Origin of the sequence: Pseudomonas sp. HLS-6 (genome assembly GCF_002753995.1) — a bacterium.
Classification (GTDB): Bacteria; Pseudomonadota; Gammaproteobacteria; order Pseudomonadales; family Pseudomonadaceae; genus Aquipseudomonas; species Aquipseudomonas defluvii.
Genome location: NZ_CP024478.1, coordinates 274,168 through 295,591 on the forward strand (window position 1 = coordinate 274,168; position 21,424 = coordinate 295,591).

At 60.0% G+C, this 21,424-nt stretch carries 17 protein-coding genes and 1 pseudogene; 10 read left to right on the forward strand and 8 right to left on the reverse strand.

The window, feature by feature from the left end; translation table 11 throughout:
• Positions 1-2 precede the first annotated feature (2 nt).
• From lpoB to CS390_RS01235, 3 genes are read right to left on the reverse strand one after another with little or no spacing between them, the layout of a single operon-like run.
• Entirely contained in the window at positions 3-590 is a 588-nt protein-coding gene (gene lpoB, locus CS390_RS01225) for a penicillin-binding protein activator LpoB (protein ID WP_065758029.1), read from the reverse strand.
• A gap of 24 nt (positions 591-614) precedes the next feature.
• On the reverse strand, positions 615-989 hold the full coding sequence (locus CS390_RS01230; protein WP_065758028.1) for a YcfL family protein: 375 nt from the start codon (positions 987-989) through the stop codon (positions 615-617).
• 15 nt (positions 990-1,004) lie between these two features.
• Entirely contained in the window at positions 1,005-2,396 is a 1,392-nt protein-coding gene (locus CS390_RS01235) for a COG3014 family protein (protein ID WP_099773293.1), read from the reverse strand.
• Positions 2,397-2,745: 349 nt separating this feature from the next.
• Between CS390_RS01235 and CS390_RS01240 the strand changes: the two genes are divergently transcribed.
• Together CS390_RS01240 and CS390_RS01245 are read left to right on the forward strand one after the other, a co-directional pair.
• Entirely contained in the window at positions 2,746-4,644 is a 1,899-nt protein-coding gene (locus CS390_RS01240; RefSeq protein WP_099776503.1) for a cytochrome c/FTR1 family iron permease, read from the forward strand.
• 59 nt (positions 4,645-4,703) lie between these two features.
• Complete coding sequence (locus CS390_RS01245) at positions 4,704-5,165, forward strand: YaiI/YqxD family protein (protein ID WP_065758026.1); 462 nt, start codon at positions 4,704-4,706, stop codon at positions 5,163-5,165.
• Between the two features lie 6 nt (positions 5,166-5,171).
• On the opposite strand, the gene elbB is transcribed toward CS390_RS01245, so the two are convergent.
• Complete coding sequence (gene elbB, locus CS390_RS01250) at positions 5,172-5,837, reverse strand: isoprenoid biosynthesis glyoxalase ElbB (protein WP_099773294.1); 666 nt, start codon at positions 5,835-5,837, stop codon at positions 5,172-5,174.
• Positions 5,838-6,028: 191 nt separating this feature from the next.
• Here elbB and CS390_RS25205 point away from each other — a divergent pair.
• Positions 6,029-6,529, forward strand: a pseudogene (locus tag CS390_RS25205) (sterol desaturase family protein); the annotation flags it as partial.
• Between the two features lie 549 nt (positions 6,530-7,078).
• Here the strand turns inward: CS390_RS25205 and CS390_RS01260 are convergent.
• On the reverse strand, positions 7,079-7,759 hold the full coding sequence (locus tag CS390_RS01260) for a DedA family protein (RefSeq protein ID WP_177442388.1): 681 nt from the start codon (positions 7,757-7,759) through the stop codon (positions 7,079-7,081).
• Positions 7,760-7,967: 208 nt separating this feature from the next.
• Between CS390_RS01260 and hemB the strand changes: the two genes are divergently transcribed.
• Positions 7,968-8,978, forward strand: a complete 1,011-nt coding sequence (gene hemB / locus CS390_RS01265; RefSeq protein ID WP_065758023.1) for a porphobilinogen synthase — start codon at positions 7,968-7,970, stop codon at positions 8,976-8,978.
• A gap of 19 nt (positions 8,979-8,997) precedes the next feature.
• Complete coding sequence (gene ppk1 / locus CS390_RS01270) at positions 8,998-11,238, forward strand: polyphosphate kinase 1 (RefSeq protein ID WP_099773296.1); 2,241 nt, start codon at positions 8,998-9,000, stop codon at positions 11,236-11,238.
• Here the strand turns inward: ppk1 and ppx are convergent.
• Positions 11,225-12,727, reverse strand: coding sequence for an exopolyphosphatase (ppx, locus tag CS390_RS01275; protein WP_065758070.1), 1,503 nt, complete (start codon positions 12,725-12,727; stop codon positions 11,225-11,227). The genes ppk1 and ppx overlap by 14 nt on opposite strands.
• 241 nt (positions 12,728-12,968) lie before the next feature.
• Here ppx and trxA point away from each other — a divergent pair, with 241 nt between their 5' ends.
• From trxA to CS390_RS01300, 5 genes are all read left to right on the forward strand, one after another.
• Positions 12,969-13,298 (forward strand): thioredoxin TrxA, encoded by a 330-nt coding sequence (gene trxA, locus CS390_RS01280; RefSeq protein WP_099773297.1) that lies wholly within the window; start codon positions 12,969-12,971, stop codon positions 13,296-13,298.
• 229 nt (positions 13,299-13,527) lie between these two features.
• Positions 13,528-14,787, forward strand: coding sequence for a transcription termination factor Rho (gene rho / locus CS390_RS01285; protein WP_065758020.1), 1,260 nt, complete (start codon positions 13,528-13,530; stop codon positions 14,785-14,787).
• 127 nt (positions 14,788-14,914) lie between these two features.
• Entirely contained in the window at positions 14,915-16,381 is a 1,467-nt protein-coding gene (gene ubiD, locus CS390_RS01290) for a 4-hydroxy-3-polyprenylbenzoate decarboxylase (protein ID WP_099773298.1), read from the forward strand.
• A complete protein-coding gene (locus CS390_RS01295; RefSeq protein ID WP_099773299.1) occupies positions 16,381-17,352 on the forward strand; it encodes a CDP-6-deoxy-delta-3,4-glucoseen reductase in 972 nt (323 codons plus the stop codon). Before ubiD ends, CS390_RS01295 begins: the two co-directional genes overlap by 1 nt.
• Before the next feature lie 273 nt (positions 17,353-17,625).
• Positions 17,626-18,273, forward strand: coding sequence for a gamma-glutamylcyclotransferase (locus CS390_RS01300; protein WP_099773300.1), 648 nt, complete (start codon positions 17,626-17,628; stop codon positions 18,271-18,273).
• Positions 18,274-18,318: 45 nt separating this feature from the next.
• Here CS390_RS01300 and CS390_RS01305 read toward each other — a convergent pair whose 3' ends face one another.
• Together CS390_RS01305 and CS390_RS01310 are read right to left on the reverse strand one after the other, a co-directional pair.
• Entirely contained in the window at positions 18,319-20,694 is a 2,376-nt protein-coding gene (locus CS390_RS01305) for a penicillin acylase family protein (RefSeq protein ID WP_099773301.1), read from the reverse strand.
• Between the two features lie 107 nt (positions 20,695-20,801).
• On the reverse strand, positions 20,802-21,371 hold the full coding sequence (locus CS390_RS01310) for a DUF6436 domain-containing protein (protein WP_065758015.1): 570 nt from the start codon (positions 21,369-21,371) through the stop codon (positions 20,802-20,804).
• Between the last annotated feature and the right edge of the window lie 53 nt (positions 21,372-21,424).

The window sequence follows — 21,424 nt, forward strand, 5'->3', positions numbered from 1 at the left end:
GCTTAGCGCTCCGTGGTCTTACGGATTTCTTTTTCGTCCATCCACTCGGCCAGACCGCTTTCGACGTCGATCAATTGCAGGCTGAACTTGTAGAAGACGTCCTTGTAGTCGCTGCTGCGTTTGACGATCGAGCTGATCGAGCCTTCCAGACGGTACTTGGCCGCGATCATGTTGCCGGTCTTGGCCACGGTGTTTTTCTTGTACAGACCGCTCTGGTTCTGCAGTTTCAGTTGGTCGACCTGGCTTTGCATCTGGGTGTTGTCGCTGGCGAAGCGCGCAGTGCCGGACTTCATCAACTGGGTCTTGATCGACGTGGTGATTTCGCGGGTATCAATGTACTCGCTGGTCTTGTTCTTCACATCGTAGACCTGCACGACAGGGCGGCCTTGAAGGATGCCGGACTGGGCCAGCGACCGGGTCATGCTCTCGGCGATCATTTGCAGGTCAGTGGAGCCGAACTCGTTGGTGACCAGTTCGACGGCCTTGCTGTCACCGTAGCCAATGTTCTTGCCACCCAGAACAGGGGAGTTGTTGGCGCAACCGCTGGCCAGGGCGACGACAACGGCGAGGATCGAAAAACGTGCGAACATAAAATGGATCTCCTGAAAATCGAATTACTGCGACTGGACTTCGAGACGGAAGTCGGTGGCTTGTGGCACGGGCGCGATGGCCGGCAGAATGCTGGATTGCGACCCGTACAGGGTCAGGGTTTTCCAGCCTTCTTCGTCGGCTACAGGGAAGCCATCGTTACCCAACCAGGCAAAGCGGTAGAACATCGCCTTGTTGCTGCTACTGGTGTTGTTCAGTGACACCTTGACGGTGAGAAAGCCGTTCTCGCGGGCAACCCGCATCTGGCCGACCTCAATGTTTTTCAACTTGCCCATGACCACGACTTTACTGGCGGCGCTGCCGGGTGCTGGTGGCGGCGGGGTCGCGCAGCCGGCCAGCAGGGCAACGGTGGTCAAGGCTGCGAGGAGTTTGATTCGCATGGCGCTTCCTTTGGGTTACTTGATGCTGGCGACAGCCTGGGCAGCGGTGTTCGGGATGACTTGGGTAGCAGGGCCGCCGGCGTAGACCTGGCTGCCGACCACGCGCAGGGTCACAACCTGATAGGGTCGCTCGATTTTGACCTTGACCTGTGTGCCGCCCAGGTTCGAAGGCAGGCTCAGGGTATGCTCGCCCTGGCTCATGCGTACGCGGACCACTTGGGTATCGTCTGGCAGGGTGCGCCAGGTGCGGGTGTCGGCACCTTCGACGACAGCCGAGGCGATGCCGACGGCCAGACCGGCCAGCGGGTTGGTGTCGTTGAGCTGCTTCTGGGCGACGCCGCGGCTGATCGCACGCACGCTGGTGCGCAGGATGATACCGGGCATGTCATCGCGCAGTGCGCGGCGAGACATGGCAGTGGTACTGTTCAGGGCCGTCAGCTCAAGGGTGTTGCGGTCCAGCCCGATTTGCGAAAACCGCGGCGTGGAAGTGTCTTCCTTGATGATCGGGAAGGAGAGCGGGGTGATCACCAGATTACCGCTGATGGGCAGTGGCAACGGCACGCGAATCGAGTCACGGGCTGGCGCCAGACCGCTTTGCACCACGATCAGCACGTCACTGTCGTTGTTTTTGGCCGCAGGTTTGTCCAGGTCGAGAAGCGCCTGCTCCAACAGTGGGGTGTTCGGGCGCAATTCGGCAGCCTTGCGGTAGCCAGGCGCGGCCAGACCACGTTCGCCCAAGGCTTCATAGACGTAACCGGACAGGTAGTGGCTGAAGGCACTCTGGTAGCTGTTTTTCAAACCGACCACTTCTGGCGCGTCGAGCGCGGCAACCGGATAACCCTGCAGGTCTTTGTACTCGGTCTTGATGCCTTCTTTCTCGGCGTCTTCTTCGCGCTTGAGGTATTCCTTGTCGCGCAGTTCGGCAATGACCGCTTCACGCTCATGGGTCTTCTTGATTTCGGTACGGGCAGCATCGAAGTCATTCAGGGCCAGCAGGTTCAGCGCCATCTGGGTGCTGAGCATGACTTTTTCGTAGTCGTAGCCTTCATAACGGCGCACCTTGTCATTGACCAGGTAGCTGCCGAACTGGGCCAGGTACTTGCCGGTGTCCAGCTTTACCGACTCTTCCCATTTGAACACGACATTGTCGGCCTGGTGCCACGCCTGTTGGCTGGCCGCCAGATCGCCTTTGGAGCGCAGCAGTTCGCCTTTCTCGAAGTAGTAGAGCAGGTCCTTGTCTTCGCCTTTATTGTTTTTTTCCAACAAAGCGAGGGCCGCATCGACGTTGCCACTGCTCAAGTGTTGGTTGGTTTGTTGGAGTTCACTGTCGTAGTTGCGAAAAGCCGCGCAACCAGTGAGTTGGACGATCGCACAGAGTGATGCGACGGTAAGGACACGGGATGCCATCTGAAACCTTCTTCCCTGATCAATGAAGAGCCACAACAGGCGGGAGGCTGTTATCCCTTTGAACGGCTAGTTCCAAATCCTCATTAACAGAGGAGCCTAAATTTCCATTCGCTATATGAAATGGCGCGGCATTATAAGCGCAATTTGCTGGCTAATTAATGGCGTTTTGACTCGGGATCTTCCTGTTTTGCCATCAGAGAATACGACCCGACGGGCGGCGGATTACACGCAGGGCGTTTACCACCTGATTTTGTGACAATTTTTTTCAAGGCAGACCTTCGCAAGCCTTGAGTGTGAATCAATGGAAGTGAACAATGTAATGCCACGCATTCTTGTTCGAGATTCGCTCATGACTTCCCGCTTCCGTTTGCTTGCCTGGTTGCTTTGGCCAGTGTTGGCGTTGAGCAGCACCTCTCTGTTTGCCGGTACGGTTGAGGGCGCCGCCCAGGCATTGCACCTGCTCGATTACATTGGCGCCGATTACCCGGCAACCGTTGAGGCAGGGAAGGTGGTAGACCCTTCTGAGTACCGTGAGCAGCTTGAATTCCTGGGGGTGTTGCAGGGTTTGATCAGTGCGCTGCCGCAGCGCCCTGAGCGCCAGGCACTGGAGCAGGGTGTGGCGCAATTGCGTGAGGCGGTCAGCCAGCGTGAGGAAGCAACCGTGGTGGCCACTCAGGCCCGGCAATTGGGGGCTCAGTTGGCGGCGGCGTATGAGGTAAGCCAGGCACCGGTCATCACGCCTGACCCTGTTCGTGGCGCCCCGTTGTATGCCCAGCATTGTGCTGTCTGTCACGGTGACAACGGTGTGGGTGACGGCCCGGCAGGTGTAGGCCTGACGCCGCCGCCCGCCAACCTGACCAGCAGCGAGCGGCTGGACCGGTTGAGCCTGTTTGACCTCTACAACACCCTCGGCCTGGGTATCGAAGGCACGGACATGCCGTCGTTTGCCGATCAGCTTGATGAGCGTCAGCGTTGGGATTTGGCTGCCTACATCGCAGGTTTCACCGCCGACCCGGCCAAGGCCAAGAGTGACAGGAAATTCAACCTCGCTGATCTGGCGCGGCATACCCCTCTGGAGGTCCAGGCCAACGAAGGGGCTGATGCCGTCGCCGTGTTCCGCGCCCAGCGAGCCCAGCCGCCGCAGGTGCAGCGTGGCGCCTCACAACTGTTGGGTTATACCGCCAGTACGCTGGACAAGAGCCTGGCAGCTTACCGGGCCGGTGATCGCGAACAGGCCTACGACCTTTCCGTTGCCGCCTACCTGGAAGGCTTCGAACTGGTCGAAAGCTCGCTCGATAACCTCGACACCAACGCGCGCAAGGACACCGAGCGGGCGTTGATGGCCTACCGGCAGTCGCTGCAGGACGGTTTGCCAGTGGCTCAGGCTGCCCAGAAGCTTGAGGTTGCCAAGAGCAAGCTGGCCAAAGCCGAAGAACTGCTCGGTGGCGGTGGCCTGAGTCAGTCGTTGAGCTTTGTTTCCGGTCTGTTGATTCTGCTGCGCGAGGGCCTGGAGGCCATTCTGGTGTTGGCCTCTGTCATTGCCTTTTTGCGCAACACCGGCCAGGCCGCAGCGGTGCGCGGGGTGAACATTGGTTGGGGGCTGGCGTTGCTGGCGGGGTTGGCAACCTGGGCATTGGCCGCCTATGTGATTGATGTCAGCGGCGCCCAGCGCGAACTGCTTGAAGGCTGCACGGCACTGTTTGCCAGTGTGATGGTGCTCTGGCTTGGCGTGTGGATGCATGATCGCCGTCATGCGGCTGCCTGGCAGGATTACATCAAGAGCAGCCTGGTCAGTGGCGGTGGGCGTTTTGGCTTTGCCTTGCTGGCATTCTTTTCGGTTTACCGCGAGCTGTTTGAGGTCGTGCTGTTTTACGAAACCCTCTGGCTGCAAGCGGGCCCGGCGGGCCACAACGCGGTGCTGGCCGGTGGGGCCACGGCACTGGTGCTGTTGGTTGGTTTGGCCTGGGTGATTCTGCGTGGCTCGGCGAAGCTGCCGTTGGCCCTGTTCTTCAGCATCAATGCCGGCCTGCTCTGCGCCCTTTCGGTAGTGTTTGCCGGGCATGGGGTCAAGGCGCTGCAAGAGGCCGGTGTCTTCGGTACTCGGCCTGTGGCGTTCTTTGAGTTCGACTGGCTGGGCATTCACGCTGACGCCTATTCGCTGGCGGCTCAGGCTGTGGCGCTGCTGGCGGTTGCGACACTGTATGGGCGCAGCCGCCTGGCTGAAAAGCGCCGGGTGCAGGTCGGTTGATTTGAAGCCGGGCAGGCGAGCAGGGATACTGTTCGCCTGTTCTTCCGGAAAATATAACCATGCGTGTCTGGATCGATGCCGATGCCTGCCCCAAGGCAGCCAAGGATCAGGTCGTCAAATTCGCCCTCAAGCGCCAACTCGAGGTGGTGCTGGTCGCTGGGCAAAGCCAGATCAAGCCCGCGTTTGCGTGTGTCAGGCTGATCGTGGTGCCGAGTGGTCCGGATGCTGCCGACGATTACCTCGTCGAACATGCGGTTCCCGGCGAGTTGGTGATTTGCAGCGATGTGCCGTTGGCCGATCGCCTGATCAAGAAGGGTGTCGCCGCGCTCGACCCACGTGGGCGTGAGTTTGACCCACACAACATGGGCGAGCGCCTGGCGGTGCGTAACCTGTTTACCGATCTGCGTGAGCAGGGCCAGGTGGGGGGTGGCCAGGCGCCTTACGGTGATCGCGAGAAGCAGGCATTCGCCAACTCGCTGGACCGCATCCTCACGCGCCTGGCACGCGAGTTCCCGGGGTAGGGCGACTCAGTCGTCCTGCGAGGCCAGCTCCAGCACCCGGTCCACCAGCTTGTTGATACCCGCGGCTGCTTCGCTGATCGATTGGGCCAGCATGTAGGCCGGGGTGCTTACCAGCTTGCGTGCAGTGTCTTCGACGATCTCATCGACCGGGCATTCCTGGTGGGTGCCGCCCATTTTTTCGATCGCTGCGCGGGTGCCGGCATCGTTGCCGATGGTGCAGATCACTCCCGGGCCATAGATCTTGGCTGCCAGGGCCGGCGAAATGCAGATCAGCCCCACCGGTTTACCGGCTTCGGCGAACGCTTCGGCCACGGCCAGCACGTCTGGGTGCACGCTGCAGCCCGCGCCTTCGGTGGCAAAATTCGACAGGTTCTTTGCTGCCCCGAAACCACCAGGCACGATCAGGGCATCGAAGTCCTTGGCATCGGCCTCTTGCAGGTCCTTGATACTGCCGCGGGCAATGCGAGCCGACTCCACCAGCACGTTACGCGACTCGGGCATCGTTTCGCCGGTCAGGTGGTTGATCACATGCATCTGGGCAATGTTCGGTGCAAAGCACTGCACCTGGGCGCCGCGCTGATCGAGGCGCAACAGGGTGATCACGCTCTCGTGGATTTCCGCACCGTCGTAGACGCCGCAGCCGGACAGAATTACTGCAACTTTTTTAGTCATGCTTACTCCTCCCGATTCGAGGCGCTAAATGTCCTCTAATTTGGCAGTTGTCGCCATAGGGATTCCAGCGAACCCGGCCTAATCTGGGTGAACAACCTGACGGTGGACGGGCCATGGACTTCATCCTCTATGCGGTGCCTTTTTTCTTTGTGCTGATTGCGCTGGAGCTGCTGGCCGACCATTGGCGGGGCATGCGCAATTACCGCGTGGCCGATGCTATCAATAGTCTCAGCACAGGTGTGCTGTCGACCACCAGTGGTTTGCTGACCAAGGGCGTTGGCTTGGTAACGTACGCCGTGGCCTGGGAGCATCTGGCGCTGTTTGCCCTGCCTGCCGAGCGCTTCTGGGTGTGGGGGCTGGCCTTTGTTGGCTATGACTTCTGTTACTACTGGCTGCACCGCTTCGGGCATGAGCGCAATGTGCTCTGGGCGGCACATTCGGTGCACCACCAGAGCGAGGACTACAACCTTTCCACTGCTTTGCGCCAGACCAGCACTGGCTTCATTTTCTCCTGGATCTTCTACTTGCCGTTGGCTGTCCTGGGTGTGCCACCACTGGTATTTGTCAGCGTCGCGGCGCTGAACCTGCTGTACCAGTTCTGGGTGCATACCCGGCATATTCCCAAGCTCGGCTGGTTTGAGTGGGTGTTTGTTACACCGTCCAATCACCGTGTACACCATGCTCAGAACCCTGTGTACCTGGACCGTAACTATGGTGGCGTGTTCATTTTCTGGGATCGCCTGTTCGGCACGTTCCGTGAGGAAGACGACAAGGAACCGGTTGTTTTCGGTGTGACCACGCCCTTGGCCAGTTGGAACCCGCTTTGGGCCAACCTGCAGGTTTATGCGCAGTTGTGGGCAGACGCCCGGCGCGCTGAGCGCTGGTGGGACGCGGTGCGAATCTGGTTCATGCCGACTGGCTGGCGCCCGGTCGATGTGGCTCGGCGTTATCCGCATGCCAAGCAGGACCTGAGTCGTTTCCAGAAGTTCGAGGTCCCGTTGGGCTGGCCAACGCAACTGTACGGGGTGGTGCAGTTTGCCGTTTACGTCGCCTTTGGCAGCTACCTGCTGGCGCAGGGTGAGCAGTTGTCGCTGGCGGCGCTTGGCCTGGGCTGGTGCCTGATGGCGTTGGGTTTGTATGCACTGGGCGCCGTGCTGGAGAATCGGCCCTGGGCCTTTCGGCTGGAATGCGCGCGGTTGCTACTGAATCTGCCGGCCATGGCGCTGGCCGGGCAGGTGGGGTTATGGGCTGTTACGACGCCGGGGTGGCTCATGCTGCTCGCTTACAGCGGCGTCAGTGTCCTCGCCCTGATCGGCCTCCACACCAGCCGCCATATTGGCTTGCAGCGCGTCAGCCGCTTCTTTCCTGGCAATACGAGCGGCCCTGAAGCGCCGACGCAACCACAACAGGCCACCCAGCAGCAGCAAACCGCCGAGCACCCATAGTTCGTAACGCTTCACGTTACCCAACAGGCCTTCGAGGATGGCCCCGAAGTGGTACGCAGCTGCGCCCAGTGCCGCAGCCCAGATGGCGGCACCGAGGCCATTGAGCAGCAGATAGCGGCGTGGCGGGTAGCCGGACAGGCCAATGGCGACTGGCATGACGGTACGCAAGCCGTAGACAAAACGGAAACTGAGTACCCAGATGTCCGGGTGACGGCGAATATGTTCCAGTGCGCGGTCGCCCATCAGTTGCCAGCGCGGCTTGCGCGCCAGCAGCTTGCGCCCGTGCCTGCGGCCCATGAAGTACCAGAGCTGGTCGCCGGCGTAGCTGCCGAAGAAAGCAACTAATACCACCAGATTGATGTCCATATATCCGCGGAACGCAAGGAATCCGGCAAGCACCAAAATGGTCTCACCTTCAAAAAAGGTACCGAGAAAAAGGGCAAAGTAGCCGAAATCCTGTAGGAATTGTTGGAGCATTTTCTGGAAGCTGGGCGAAATGAACGCGCAGCCTACCCCTTCGAGCGCGTTCGGGAAAGTGTCCAAATGTGTCTCGACGTGAACATTTCCTACAAGGACAATGTCTGCGTCCTCAAGTCGCAGGGTTGCCCATAGCTGTCATACACGCGTCATAATGGCTGCTTATAACTGTCGCGCTCGCCCGCCTGCGCGGGCTCAGGAGTCTGCCGTGAGCTTTACCCCCGCTAACCGTTTGTTTCCTGCCACCCGCCTGCGTCGCAACCGTCGCGATGATTTTTCCCGTCGTCTGGTTCGCGAAAATGTTCTGACTGTCGATGATTTGATCCTGCCGGTATTCGTGCTGGACGGCGAGAATCGCCGTGAAGAAGTCGCGTCGATGCCCGGTGTCGAGCGTCTGAGCATCGACCTGCTGCTCGAGGCAGCCGACGAATGGGTCAAGCTGGGCATTCCGGCGCTGGCGCTGTTCCCGGTCACGCCGGCCGAGAAGAAGTCGCTGGACGCTGCCGAGGCCTGGAACCCCGAGGGTATTGCCCAGCGTGCAACCCGTGCATTGCGCGCACGCTTCCCTGAGCTGGGTGTGATCACCGACGTCGCGCTGGACCCGTTCACGACCCATGGTCAGGACGGCATCCTCGACGAAGAAGGTTATGTGCAGAACGACATCACCGTCGATGCCCTGGTGCGTCAGGCTCTGTCCCATGCCGAAGCGGGTGCGCAGGTGGTTGCGCCCTCTGACATGATGGACGGTCGCATCCAGGCGATTCGCGAGGCGCTGGAGCTGGCCGGTCACGTCAATGTGCGGATCATGGCTTATTCGGCCAAGTACGCCAGTGCCTATTACGGCCCGTTCCGCGATGCGGTCGGGTCGGCACTTAACCTGGGCAAGGCCAACAAGGCCTCCTATCAGATGGATCCTGCCAACAGCAACGAAGCCTTGCATGAGGTGGCCGCCGACCTGGCCGAAGGTGCTGATATGGTAATGGTCAAGCCCGGCATGCCGTATCTGGATATCCTTTACCGGGTCAAGGAAGAGTTCAAGGTTCCGACCTTCGTCTACCAGGTCAGTGGCGAGTACGCCATGCACATGGCAGCCATTCAGAATGGCTGGCTCAGCGAAGGGGTTATCCTTGAGTCGCTCACCGCTTTCAAACGAGCAGGTGCTGATGGCATCCTGACTTATTTCGCTGTTCGCGCTGCTCAATTGATGAGAGGGCAGTAACGCCCTTCAGGAACGCTAGATGAATAACGAAGTGCTTAATGACGCTGCTATGAAGGATGCCCAGCCAGTGCCTGAGCCGATGGTAGAAACACCGCCAGAGCCGGCAGCGGTTCTGGCACCTGTGGTGGAAGCGCCCGTGGTCGAGGCCCCTGTGGTGGCTGCCGCCCCGGCAATCGCCATTCCGGGCCTGGACGACAGTAGCCTGTATATCCATCGGGAACTGTCGCAACTGCAGTTCAACATTCGGGTGCTGGAACAGGCGCTGGACGAGTCCTATCCACTCTTGGAGCGGCTCAAGTTCCTGCTGATCTTCTCCAGCAACCTGGATGAGTTCTTCGAAATTCGTGTAGCGGGCCTGAAAAAGCAAATTACCTTTGCCCGTGAACAGGCGGGTGCCGATGGCCTGCAGCCGCATCAGGCGCTGGCGCTCATCAGCGAGCTGGTTCACGGCGAAGTCGAGCGCCAGTATGCGATCCTCAATGACGTGTTGCTGCCGGAGCTGGAGAAGCACCAGATCCGTTTCATCCGCCGTCGCTACTGGAACACCAAGCTCAAGACCTGGGTGCGGCGCTACTTCCGTGACGAGATCGCTCCGATCATTACACCGATCGGTCTCGACCCGACGCACCCGTTCCCGTTGCTGGTGAACAAGAGCCTGAACTTCATTGTCGAGCTTGAAGGGATTGACGCCTTTGGTCGCGATTCCGGCCTGGCGATCATCCCGGCACCGCGTTTGTTGCCGCGAGTCATCAAGGTGCCGGAAGACGTTGGCGGCCCGGGCGACAACTATGTGTTCCTCTCGTCGATGATCCATGCCCACGCCGATGACCTGTTTCAGGGCATGAAGGTGAAGGGCTGCTATCAGTTCCGACTGACCCGAAACGCCGACCTGGCGCTCGATTCCGAGGACGTCGAAGACTTGGCGCGGGCCCTGCGTGGCGAGCTGTTCTCGCGTCGTTACGGCGATGCGGTACGCCTGGAAGTGGTCGATACCTGTCCCAAGCACCTGTCGGATTACCTGCTCAAGCAGTTCAGCCTGAGCGAGAGCGAGCTGTACCGGGTCAATGGGCCGGTCAACCTGACCCGACTGTTCAGCATTACCGGCCTGGATAGCCATCCTGAGTTGCAATACAAGCCGTTCACTCCGGCCATCCCCAAGCTGTTGCAGAACAGCGAGAATATTTTCAGCGTGGTCAGCAAGCAGGACATCCTCCTGATGCACCCCTTTGAGTCGTTCACTCCGGTGGTCGATCTGTTGCGCCAGGCCGCCAAGGACCCTCATGTCCTGGCCGTGCGCCAGACGCTTTACCGCAGTGGGGCCAACTCGGAAATCGTTGACGCGCTGGTCGACGCGGCGCGTAACGGCAAGGAGGTCACTGCGGTGATCGAATTGCGCGCGCGTTTCGATGAAGAGTCAAACCTGCAGATGGCCAGCCGCCTGCAGGCCGCAGGTGCCGTGGTGATCTACGGTGTGGTCGGTTTCAAGACCCACGCCAAGATGATGCTGATCCTGCGCCGCGAAGCCGGTGAGATCGTTCGCTACGCGCACTTGGGTACGGGTAACTACCATGCTGCCAACGCCCGCCTGTACACCGACTACAGCCTGCTGACCTCTGACGATGCCCTGTGCGAAGACGTCGGCAAGCTGTTCAGCCAGTTGATCGGCATGGGCAAGACCCTGCGCATGAAGAAGCTGCTGCACGCGCCGTTTACCCTGAAAAAGGGCATGCTCGACATGATCGCGCGTGAAACCCAGTTTGCCCTCGACGGCAAGCCGGCGCACATCATCGCCAAGTTCAACTCGCTGACCGATCCGAAGATCATCCGTGCGTTGTACAAGGCAAGCCAGTCCGGGGTGCGTATTGATCTCGTGGTGCGCGGCATGTGCTGCCTTCGCCCAGGTATCGCTGGTGTGTCGCATAACATCCATGTGCGCTCGATCATCGGTCGCTTTCTCGAGCACACGCGGGTGTTCTACTTCCTTAATGGCGGCGAGGAGCAGATGTTCCTTTCCAGTGCCGACTGGATGGAGCGCAACCTCGACAAGCGTGTGGAGACCTGTTTCCCGGTCGAGGGCAAGAAGCTGATCCTGCGGGTGAAAAAGGAGCTGGAAGGCTACCTGACCGACAACACCCACGCCTGGATTCTGCAGTCGGACGGCCGCTACGTACGCAGCATGCCAACCGGCAACCAGAACCCGCGCAGTGCCCAGGCGACTCTGCTTGAGCGCCTGAGCAACCCGGTCCTCAGCGTACGCTGAGGACGAAGCCGACCCGGGCCAGCCACTCCGCCTCAAGGGCGAAGTCGGCCTGGGTCAGCTGGTTCTGCTCCAGCCAGCCCTTCGGGAACTCCACGTCGAGGCTATCGCCTGCGGCATGCAGGGTGACTTGCGGCATCTGTTGAGTGCCACGAATGTGGTGGAACAGGATGGCAAAGCGCAGCAGCACGCACAGACGAATCAGCTTGACGCCGTCGTCGCCGAACTCGGCAAATTTGTCCTTGGGAATATTGCGCCGGTGACCGCGTACCAGTAGCGCCAGCATTTGCTGGTCTTCGCGGGAAAACCCGGCCAGGTCCGAGTGCTCGATCAGGTAGGCGCCGTGCTTGTGGTAGTGATAGTGGGCGATATCCAGGCCCACCTCATGCACCTTGGCTGCCCAGCTCAGCAGTTCACGCCAGATGCCGTCTTCCAGATCCCAGGCCGCCGCTACCTGATCGAAGGCATGCAGGGCCTTGCGCTCGACGCGCGCGGCCTGGCCTTGATCGACGTGGTAGCGCTCCATCAGCGAGCCGAGCGTGCGTTCACGCACGTCTTCGTGATGATGGCGGCCCAGCAGGTCGTACAGCACACCTTCGCGCAGGGCACCTTCGCAGTGATCCATGCGCTGCAGTTCCAGGGCGTCGAAGATGGCTTCGAGGATGGCAAGGCCGGCCGGGAAGATGGTCCGGCGATCTGGCTTGATCCCTTCAAAGTCGATTTTCTCGACATCGCCGAGCTTGAACAGCTTGCGCTTGAGCCACGCCAACCCTTCGGCATTGACCTCGCCCGAGCCCTGGCCACCTGATTTCAGGGCCAGGCCAATGGCGCGGATGGTGCCGGACGAGCCAATGGCTTCATCCCAGGTCAGGCGGTGCAAGGCGTTCTCGATGCTCATCAGCTCCAGCCGTGCTGCCGTGTAGGCCTGGGCATAACGAGCGGGCGTGATCTTGCCGTCGCGGAAGTAGCGCTGGGTGAAGCTGACGCAGCCCATTTGCAGGCTCTCGCGCAGCAGCGGCTCGAAGCGCTGGCCAATGATGAATTCGGTACTGCCGCCGCCGATATCGGCAACCAGGCGCTTACCCGGCGTATCGGCCAGGGTGTGGGAGACGCCCAGGTAGATCAGGCGGGCTTCTTCGCGACCGGAAATGACTTCGACCGGGTGGCCGAGAATGGCCTCGGCGCGGCGGATGAACTCACCGCGGTTGCGGGCCTCGCGCAGGGCGTTGGTACCGACGATACGTACGGCGCCGTCAGGCATGCCGTTGATAAGCTGGGCAAAGCGCTTGAGGCAATCGAGCCCGCGCTGCATGGATTCTTCGCTGAGCTGGCGCTCTTCATTGATGCCGGCGGCCAGCTGAACCTTTTCACCGAGCCGCTCAAGAATGCGGATCTCGCTGTGGATGGCCTTCGCGACGACCATATGAAAACTGTTGGAGCCCAGGTCGATAGCAGCGATCAAGGACAGGTTCTTGGCTGTGGTTTGCGGCATGATCATGGGTTCTCGGTCTTTAACCCGCCAATCCTGACATGATCCATCGCTGACGCCAACGCGCAGTGTAGGAAGGCTTGATATGGCGCAGGTTGCACGGGGGAATGTGACGTTGTTGTGACAAATCGATATGCAAAGTCATCCACAACTATAGTTACACTCAATCGCCTGCGACTTCCTGTCCGCCATCTGGGCAGCTATGATGGGCGACGTTTTTTTGCTTACGACCTTGGAGACTTCCATGAGCAGCGATCTTATCAAACACGTCACTGACGCCAGCTTCGAGCAGGAAGTGCTGAAGGCTGAGGGCCCAGTGCTGGTGGACTACTGGGCTGAATGGTGCGGCCCTTGCAAAATGATCGCTCCAGTGCTGGACGACATCGCCGCCACTTATGAGGGCAAACTGACCGTCGCCAAGCTGAACATCGACGAAAACCAGGAAACGCCAGCCAAGCACGGCGTGCGTGGTATTCCTACCCTTATGCTGTTCAAAAACGGCAACGTCGAGGCCACCAAGGTCGGCGCACTGTCGAAGTCTCAGCTGGCGGCCTTCCTGGACGCCAATATCTGAGTCAAAAAAGCCCCGCATTTGTCGGGGCTTTTCTTTGCTCGGTGACTAGACGCCAGAAAAAGCAAGTGGTACATTCGGCCTCGCACTGTTTCTTCGGTGCCCTCTGCACGCCGTCGCCGACGCATCCCCAATTCGAATCAGTACGCGATCCTGTCGCCTTCTTTGCGGCGCGGCTTCATTAAGCCAGAAGCTTAATTCTCCCTTCTTACATGATTACGTCACTCCCCTTATGAACCTGACTGAACTCAAGCAAAAGCCGATTACCGATCTGCTCGAAATGGCCGAACAGATGGGCATAGAAAATATGGCCCGTTCGCGCAAGCAAGATGTGATTTTCTCCCTGTTGAAAAAGCATGCGAAAAGCGGCGAGGAAATCTCCGGTGATGGCGTGCTGGAGATTCTCCAGGACGGTTTCGGTTTCCTGCGTTCGGCGGATGCCTCTTACCTGGCCGGCCCCGACGATATCTACGTTTCGCCTAGCCAGATCCGCCGCTTCAACCTGCGCACCGGTGACACCATCGTTGGCAAGATCCGCCCACCGAAAGAAGGTGAGCGTTACTTCGCACTGTTGAAAGTCGACACCATCAACTTCGACCGTCCAGAAAACGCGAAGAACAAGATCCTGTTTGAAAACCTGACGCCGTTGTTCCCGAACGTGCGCCTGAAGATGGAAGCCGGTAACGGTTCCACCGAAGACCTTACTGGCCGGGTCATTGACCTCTGCGCGCCAATTGGTAAAGGTCAGCGCGGCCTGATCGTCGCACCGCCAAAAGCGGGCAAGACCATCATGCTGCAGAACATCGCGGCCAACATCACCCGTAACAACCCCGAGTGCCACCTGATCGTTCTGCTGATCGACGAGCGCCCGGAAGAAGTGACCGAAATGCAGCGCACGGTGCGTGGCGAAGTGGTTGCCTCGACCTTCGACGAGCCGCCAACCCGCCACGTACAAGTGGCTGAAATGGTGATCGAGAAGGCCAAGCGCCTGGTCGAGCACAAGAAGGATGTAGTCATCCTGCTCGACTCCATCACCCGTCTGGCCCGTGCCTACAACACCGTCATCCCGAGCTCCGGCAAGGTACTGACCGGTGGTGTCGATGCCCACGCCCTGGAGAAGCCAAAGCGTTTCTTCGGTGCTGCGCGTAACATCGAGGAAGGCGGTTCGCTGACCATCATCGCCACTGCGTTGGTTGAAACCGGTTCGAAGATGGACGAAGTGATCTACGAAGAGTTCAAGGGCACCGGTAACATGGAACTGCCTCTGGACCGCAAGATCGCTGAAAAACGCGTCTTCCCGGCCATCAACATCAACCGTTCCGGTACTCGCCGCGAAGAGCTGTTGACCGCCGACGACGAACTGCAGCGCATGTGGATTCTGCGCAAGCTGCTGCACCCGATGGACGAAGTTGCGGCCATTGAGTTCTTGATCGATAAGCTCAAGCAGACCAAGACCAACGACGAGTTCTTCCTCTCGATGAAGCGCAAGTAAATTCGAGCAGGTCGCAAGAGCCGGGGAAACCCGGCTTTTTGCTATCTGCACATTGGCTATTCTGGCCGACCGGGTATAAGGCTACACTTTGCCACCCCGTCCGATACGGCCAACATGAGGCTTACGCATGCAGTATCGCGATTTGCGCGACTTTATCCGCGGCCTGGAACAGCGTGGCGAACTCAAGCGCATCCAGGTTCCGATTTCTCCTGTCCTGGAAATGACCGAAGTCTGCGACCGCACCCTGCGGGCCAAAGGCCCGGCCCTGCTCTTCGAGCGACCTACCGGGCATGATATTCCGGTGCTTGGCAACCTGTTTGGCACGCCTGAGCGCGTGGCCATGGGCATGGGTGCCGAGTCGGTCAGCGAGCTGCGCGAAATCGGCAAGTTGCTGGCTTTCCTCAAGGAGCCAGAGCCACCGAAAGGCTTGAAGGACGCCTGGTCGAAACTGCCGATCTTCAAGAAGGTCGTGTCGATGGCACCCAAGGTCGTCAAAGACGCGGTCTGCCAGGAAGTGGTTATCGAGGGTGATGATGTCGACCTGGGCATGCTGCCGGTGCAGACCTGCTGGCCAGGCGACGTCGCGCCGCTGATTACCTGGGGCCTGACGGTTACCCGCGGGCCTAACAAGGATCGCCAGAACCTCGGCATCTATCGTCAGCAGGTGATTGGCCGCAACAAGGTCATCATGCGCTGGTTGAGCCACCGAGGCGGTGCGCTCGACTACCGTGAGTGGTGCGATAAGAACCCGGGCAAGCCATTTCCGGTGGCGGTGGCCTTGGGCGCTGACCCGGCAACCATTCTCGGCGCTGTGACCCCGGTTCCCGACACCCTCTCCGAATACGCCTTTGCCGGCCTGCTGCGGGGCAACCGCACCGAGCTGGTCAAATGCCGTGGCAGTGATCTGCAAGTGCCGGCGAGCGCCGAGATCATACTGGAAGGGGTGATTCATCCTGGTGAAATGGCCCCAGAGGGGCCTTATGGCGACCATACCGGCTATTACAACGAAGTCGACAGCTTCCCGGTGTTCACCGTCGAGCGAATCACCCACCGGACCAAGCCGATCTACCACAGCACCTATACCGGGCGGCCGCCGGATGAGCCCGCGATTCTCGGTGTGGCACTCAACGAAGTGTTCGTCCCGATCCTGCAGAAGCAGTTTCCGGAGATCACCGACTTCTACCTGCCGCCGGAAGGCTGTTCCTACCGCATGGCGGTAGTGACCATGAAGAAGCAGTACCCGGGGCATGCCAAGCGGGTGATGTTGGGTGTGTGGTCGTTTTTGCGACAGTTCATGTACACCAAATTCGTTATCGTCACTGATGATGACATCAATGCCCGCGACTGGAATGACGTGATCTGGGCCATTACCACGCGCATGGACCCCAAGCGCGACACGGTGATGATCGACAACACGCCAATCGATTACCTGGATTTCGCTTCGCCGATCTCCGGGCTGGGTTCGAAGATGGGCCTGGACGCAACCCATAAGTGGCCAGGCGAGACCACCCGTGAGTGGGGCCGCGTCATCGTCAAGGATGAGGCTGTCACACGGCGAATCGATGAGTTGTGGAACCAGTTGGGAATAGACTGATGCAGGTAACGTTGCAGCCTTCCGGTGCGGTATTGACGATCAAACCCGGAGAACGGATTCTGGAAGCGGCGCAGCGTCTCGGTTACGACTGCCCACAGAGCTGTCGCAATGGCAACTGCCATGTCTGCGCCGCACTGCTGGTTGACGGTCGTGTGCGCCAGGAAGGGCAGGTGCGTGATCACGGCGAACTGTTCACTTGTATTGCCGAACCCCTCGAGGATTGCACCTTGCTATGGGACGGTGTGTTGGCGCTGGGCGAGCTGCCAGTGCGCAAGCTGGCTTGCCAGGTGAGTGAGTGTGTCGAGCTTGGCGGTGACGTCTGGCGCGTGCGCCTGCGTGCGCCTGCCGGCAAGCCACCGCGCTATCACGCTGGGCAGTACCTGATGATCGAGCGGGAAAACGGCGAGAAATCGGCTTTTTCCCTGGCCTCGGCGCCACATTGTGGGCGTGATCTGGAGTTGCACGTGCTGGCCCGTGAGAACAGTGCGCGTGATTTGATTGCCCAACTGCAGCGTCAGGGCATGGCCCGTGTTGAGCTGCCGTTCGGTGATACGCACTTGGCCGAGTTGCCGGAAGGCCCGTTAGTGTTGATCGCTGCAGGCACCGGTATGGCGCAGATGCACAGCCTGATCGAGCATTGCCGCGCGCAAGGTTTCAAGTACCCGGTGCACCTGTACTGGGGTGTGCGTCGTCCAGAAGATTTCTACGCGCTTGAGCACTGGGACGAGTGGCAGCAGCTACCTAACCTGTACCTGCACAAGGTCGTCAGTGACCTGTGTGGCTGGGAGGGGCGCTGCGGCCTGTTGCACGAAGCCGTGTGTGAAGACATTACCGAACTGTCTTCGGTACAGGTCTACGCCAGCGGTTCGCCGGCCATGATCTATGCCACGCTCGATGCTTTGGTGAGTGCCGGCATGGATGCGCATCAAATGCGTGCCGATGTCTTCGCCTATGCGCCGCGAAACGGCTAACGGGATCAAGGCGCGCTGCAATAGCGCGCCTTACTAACTAACCGTTATTGTCGCTTGTCATTATGAGTGGCTATTGTTGCAGGGGCTGAAATTAACTTTCGCGGCACTTGCAAGTGTCTGCTATTACTTGCTGAAACACTTGTACAGTGGCCCTGGCAGGCCGTTTGAGGGCTTGTTTTTCGTGGGCCATCTGCCGTACGGTAACTGCGCGGACTGTGTATTTGTTTTAGAGTGAGTTACTTAATTAACTCACGGGGAATTCTGGCGACGACTATGTCGGCAATTGAAACTGCATCTGTGAATGTGGCGTATCCTCCCTTGCTTGATTTCGGGTCGCAATTGACTCAAGAGCAACTTCTGCACTCGGTTCATCGCACCATGGCCTTGCATCAAGGGGGGCCGGTCTGGCTATTTGCCTACGGTTCGTTGATCTGGCGTCCAGAGTGCTCCGCCGAGGAGCGGCGTCGGGCGCGGGTGCATGGTTATCATCGCGGCCTCTACCTGTGGTCCCATGAGCACCGTGGCACGCCGGAGTGCCCAGGGCTGGTCTTTGGCCTGGACCGCGGCGGCTCCTGCAGCGGGTTTGCCTACCGTCTGCCGGAAGAGCATCTGCACGATTCGTTGCTGGCGCTCTGGCAGCGAGAAATGCCCTATCCGGCCTATCGGCCACATTGGCTGAGTTGCCGACTGGATGACGGCAGCAAGGTTCAGGCACTGGGTTTTGTCCTGGAGCGGCACTTGCCGTGTTACGCCGGCAATCTGCCGGATACGTTGCTCAGCCAGATCTTTGCCCAGGCCAAGGGGCGGTATGGCAGCACCCGCGACTATGTCGAGCAGACCTTGAACGCCCTGCGCAGCCATGCCATGCCCGATCGCAATCTGGAAGCACGCTTTCGTCGCTGTCATTCCCGCGAGGTGTAGCGGCCAGCAAGGCTGGCCTCTACCGACTTGCTGGTCGCAGGGCTGTCAGGGCTCCGGTGTCAGATGCAATATGCTTTTCGCTGGGATCACCCCCATTTGCGCCCGCTGGTACTTCCCGTCCATGTAATCCCGGGCCTGGTCGGCATAGTGGGTATCGAACAACACGCCACTTTGCCCAACCGGGTTGATGCTCAAGGACTGGCCTGCATCGGCAAAGTCGATCAGGCGGCGTGTCGAGGGGCCATAGGTCACCGGCCATGGTGCCGGGCCAATCTTCGCCGAGAAGTTGTTCGGCACTTCATGGCTGCCTGGGGCATTGAACGGCCCTACGTTAAACAGCCTGTCCAGCGGTTTCTGTTGGCCCAGCGGGTGGCCGTGGGTCAGGGTGTGTGCTTTGCCCCATTGCCAGCTTGCCGGGTCGTTGCCAAGGGTTTTGCGCAGGTGCGCCAGGCTGTTATGCCAGGCTTGGACAACAGCATCCTTGCGGCTGCCACGTTCGTTGCTGCCTCTATGCTCCCACCACGGCGAGTCAGGGTCAGCGGCCAGGCGCGGTAGCGCTGCGTCAATGACGCGGGTCGAGATCAGGGTGTCAAACCACAGATCGCCCAGCTCATCGTGCAGGGCGGCGCGGCTCAGCTCATAGAGGAATTGGTTGAACACGGTGGCGCTGATCGAATCCAGCGGATAGTCGCCAGGCCAGGCGGCCAGTTGCTCGACCAGTTCCTTTTCCTGTTCCCCCTCGGCGACTTCTCGCAGTACCGACAACAGCGGTGCGAGGGTGCGCGGGCCATAGCCGGTGGTGGTGCCCAACTGCAATGCCTGGCTGTTGTGTATATCCCATTGGGTCTGGTCGGTTGCAAGGTGGTGGGCCAGCTGTTGACCACGGTCGGCCGGGTTGTAATAGCCGGGAATGGGCATGCCGGTCGGTGACTGTGGCTGGGCATTGGCCGAGACGATATAACCGCTGGCCGGGTTTTCCTGTTGGGGGTTGGCGCTGAACGGGTAGAAGCCGAGCTTGTCGGCTTGTGCACTGCTGCCATCGAGGATGAATGCCGGGTTGACGCCCTCCGGACGGATCGGCAACCGGGCGGCGGCCCACCAGCCGATGTCGCCGCGGGCATTCGCCCAGACCAGGTTCAGGCCTGGCGCGTGGATCTTCGCGGCAGCGCTGCGCATTTTTTCCCGGGTATTGGCGCGGTTGATTTCGTAGAAACCATCCAGTATCGGGTTTTCACTTTCGAGAAACGTCCACCACATGGCGATCGGGGTGGTGCTGGCGGTTTTGCCTAGCACGTCGTTGACGATTGGCCCATGCGGTGAGCTGCGCAGTGCGAGGGTCACCGGGTGTTCGCCCTTGACCATGATCTGCTCTTCGCTACGTGTCAGCGCTTGCCATTGGCCGTTGATACGAACCTCATTGGGCTGTGTCGGGTTGACCTGTTCGGCGATCAAGTCGAGGTCGTCGTTCTGGAACATGGTCAGGCTCCAGCCGAACTCGCGGTTATGCCCCAGCGAGGCAAAGGGGTTCAGCGCCTGGTGGTAGCCGTACAGATTGAAGCCGGGTGCGGACAGCTCGGCTTCGTACCACACGGCTGGCACGGCAAAACTGATATGCGGGTCGCCTGCCAGCAGCGGCATACCGCTACGGGTGTGGCTACCGGCCACGGCCCAGGCGTTACTGCCTTCGAATTGCGGGATACCCGCGTCAAACAGTGCCTGCTGGCTGCGTTGGGCTAGCAGGTTGAGGCTTTGCCAGTCGGCGGCAGCGAGCTTGGGTGCTGCCTGTACCGCGCCTTCAGGGTGCCAGTCCAGGTCGAAGATTTTCAGGTAGTCCGGGCCCAGTTGGTCGCGGATATAGGTGAGCACCGGTTCGGTCCTGAAGGCGGCAGCAAAGCTGTACGCCATGTAGCCGGCGATGCTCAGGGTGTCCTCGGCCGTAAAGGGGCGTGGCGTGATACCCAGTATGTCGAACTCTATCGGTTTGGGGTGGGAGGCCTGCCAGGCGTTAACGCCGTCCAGGTAGGCTTGCAGGGCTATCCAGGCGGGCGATTGTTTGTCCTGACGGCTCACCATCAGTTTGGCCTGGTCGCGGATGCGCAGACTGCGGAACAGCGTGTCGGTTGGCACCAGTTTCGGCCCGAGCACCTCGGCCAGTTCACCTCTGGCCAGGCGGCGCATGATTTCCATCTGGAACAGGCGGTCCTGGGCATGTACGTAGCCCAGTGCTCGGTAAAGGTCGGTCTCGTTACGCGCTCGGATATGCGGTACGCCACGCTCGTCATAGCGTACGCTGACGGGGGCTTGCAGGTTGGCCAGGGTTACCTCGCCCTGACGTTGCGGCAATTTGCTCTGTACATACCAGAAGCCACCGGCGGCCAGTGCCGTGAGAGTGACGGCGAGTAAGCTCAGGCTGCGTTTCATCGAGACTCCTTGTGTGTGGCGAGTGACGGCTTCAACAACGGGCGCGTGTGTTTTCGGACAGAGGATAGACGTTGCAAACTCAACCCATCGGCAAGGGGGGTGAGAAATCAGGCGCCCCATGGGCAGTAGCAGCCCACTGCCAAGGTGTGCGTGGCGCTGACTGAGCGTCCTTGGCTCAGCGCCTGCAGAATCGGCTCGATAAAGCTGTTGCTCGAATTGCAGGTCGCGCCTTCGCTGTAAGGGCCGAAGTAGGCCAGCTTGCCGTCTCGGTCCCAGATCGCCACGGCCGGGCTGGCGGGCAGCTGTTCAGCGCCTGGCAGTGTCGGCAAGGGCTTCAGGGCGCTCAGGTTGGGCGGCAACTGGCCGTGGCTGCCTGCTTTCTGTACCGCATAGAAGGCTACGCCTTGGGGCGCAAAATGTGCGATCAACTCACCCAGGTGCTGTTGGTTGCCAACATTGCACGGGCAGGCCGGGTCCCAGAAGTGCACCACGCGGATCGGCCCGGGGCCGGCGAGGTCGGCAGGCAGGTGCAGGTTGTCACCGGCAAACAGTGCGGTCTGGTTGTCGAACGTGCGCAGGTAGCGGCTCTGGAAGCTGTCATAGGCCCACCACAGGATGGCTGCGCAAAGCAGCAGGGTCAGGCCGGTTAACAGCGTTTTTGCACGTGGTCGAGGCATGTCCATGGGTCCACAAAAGGGCGCATAGCTTGCCATGCCAGTGACGACAGATG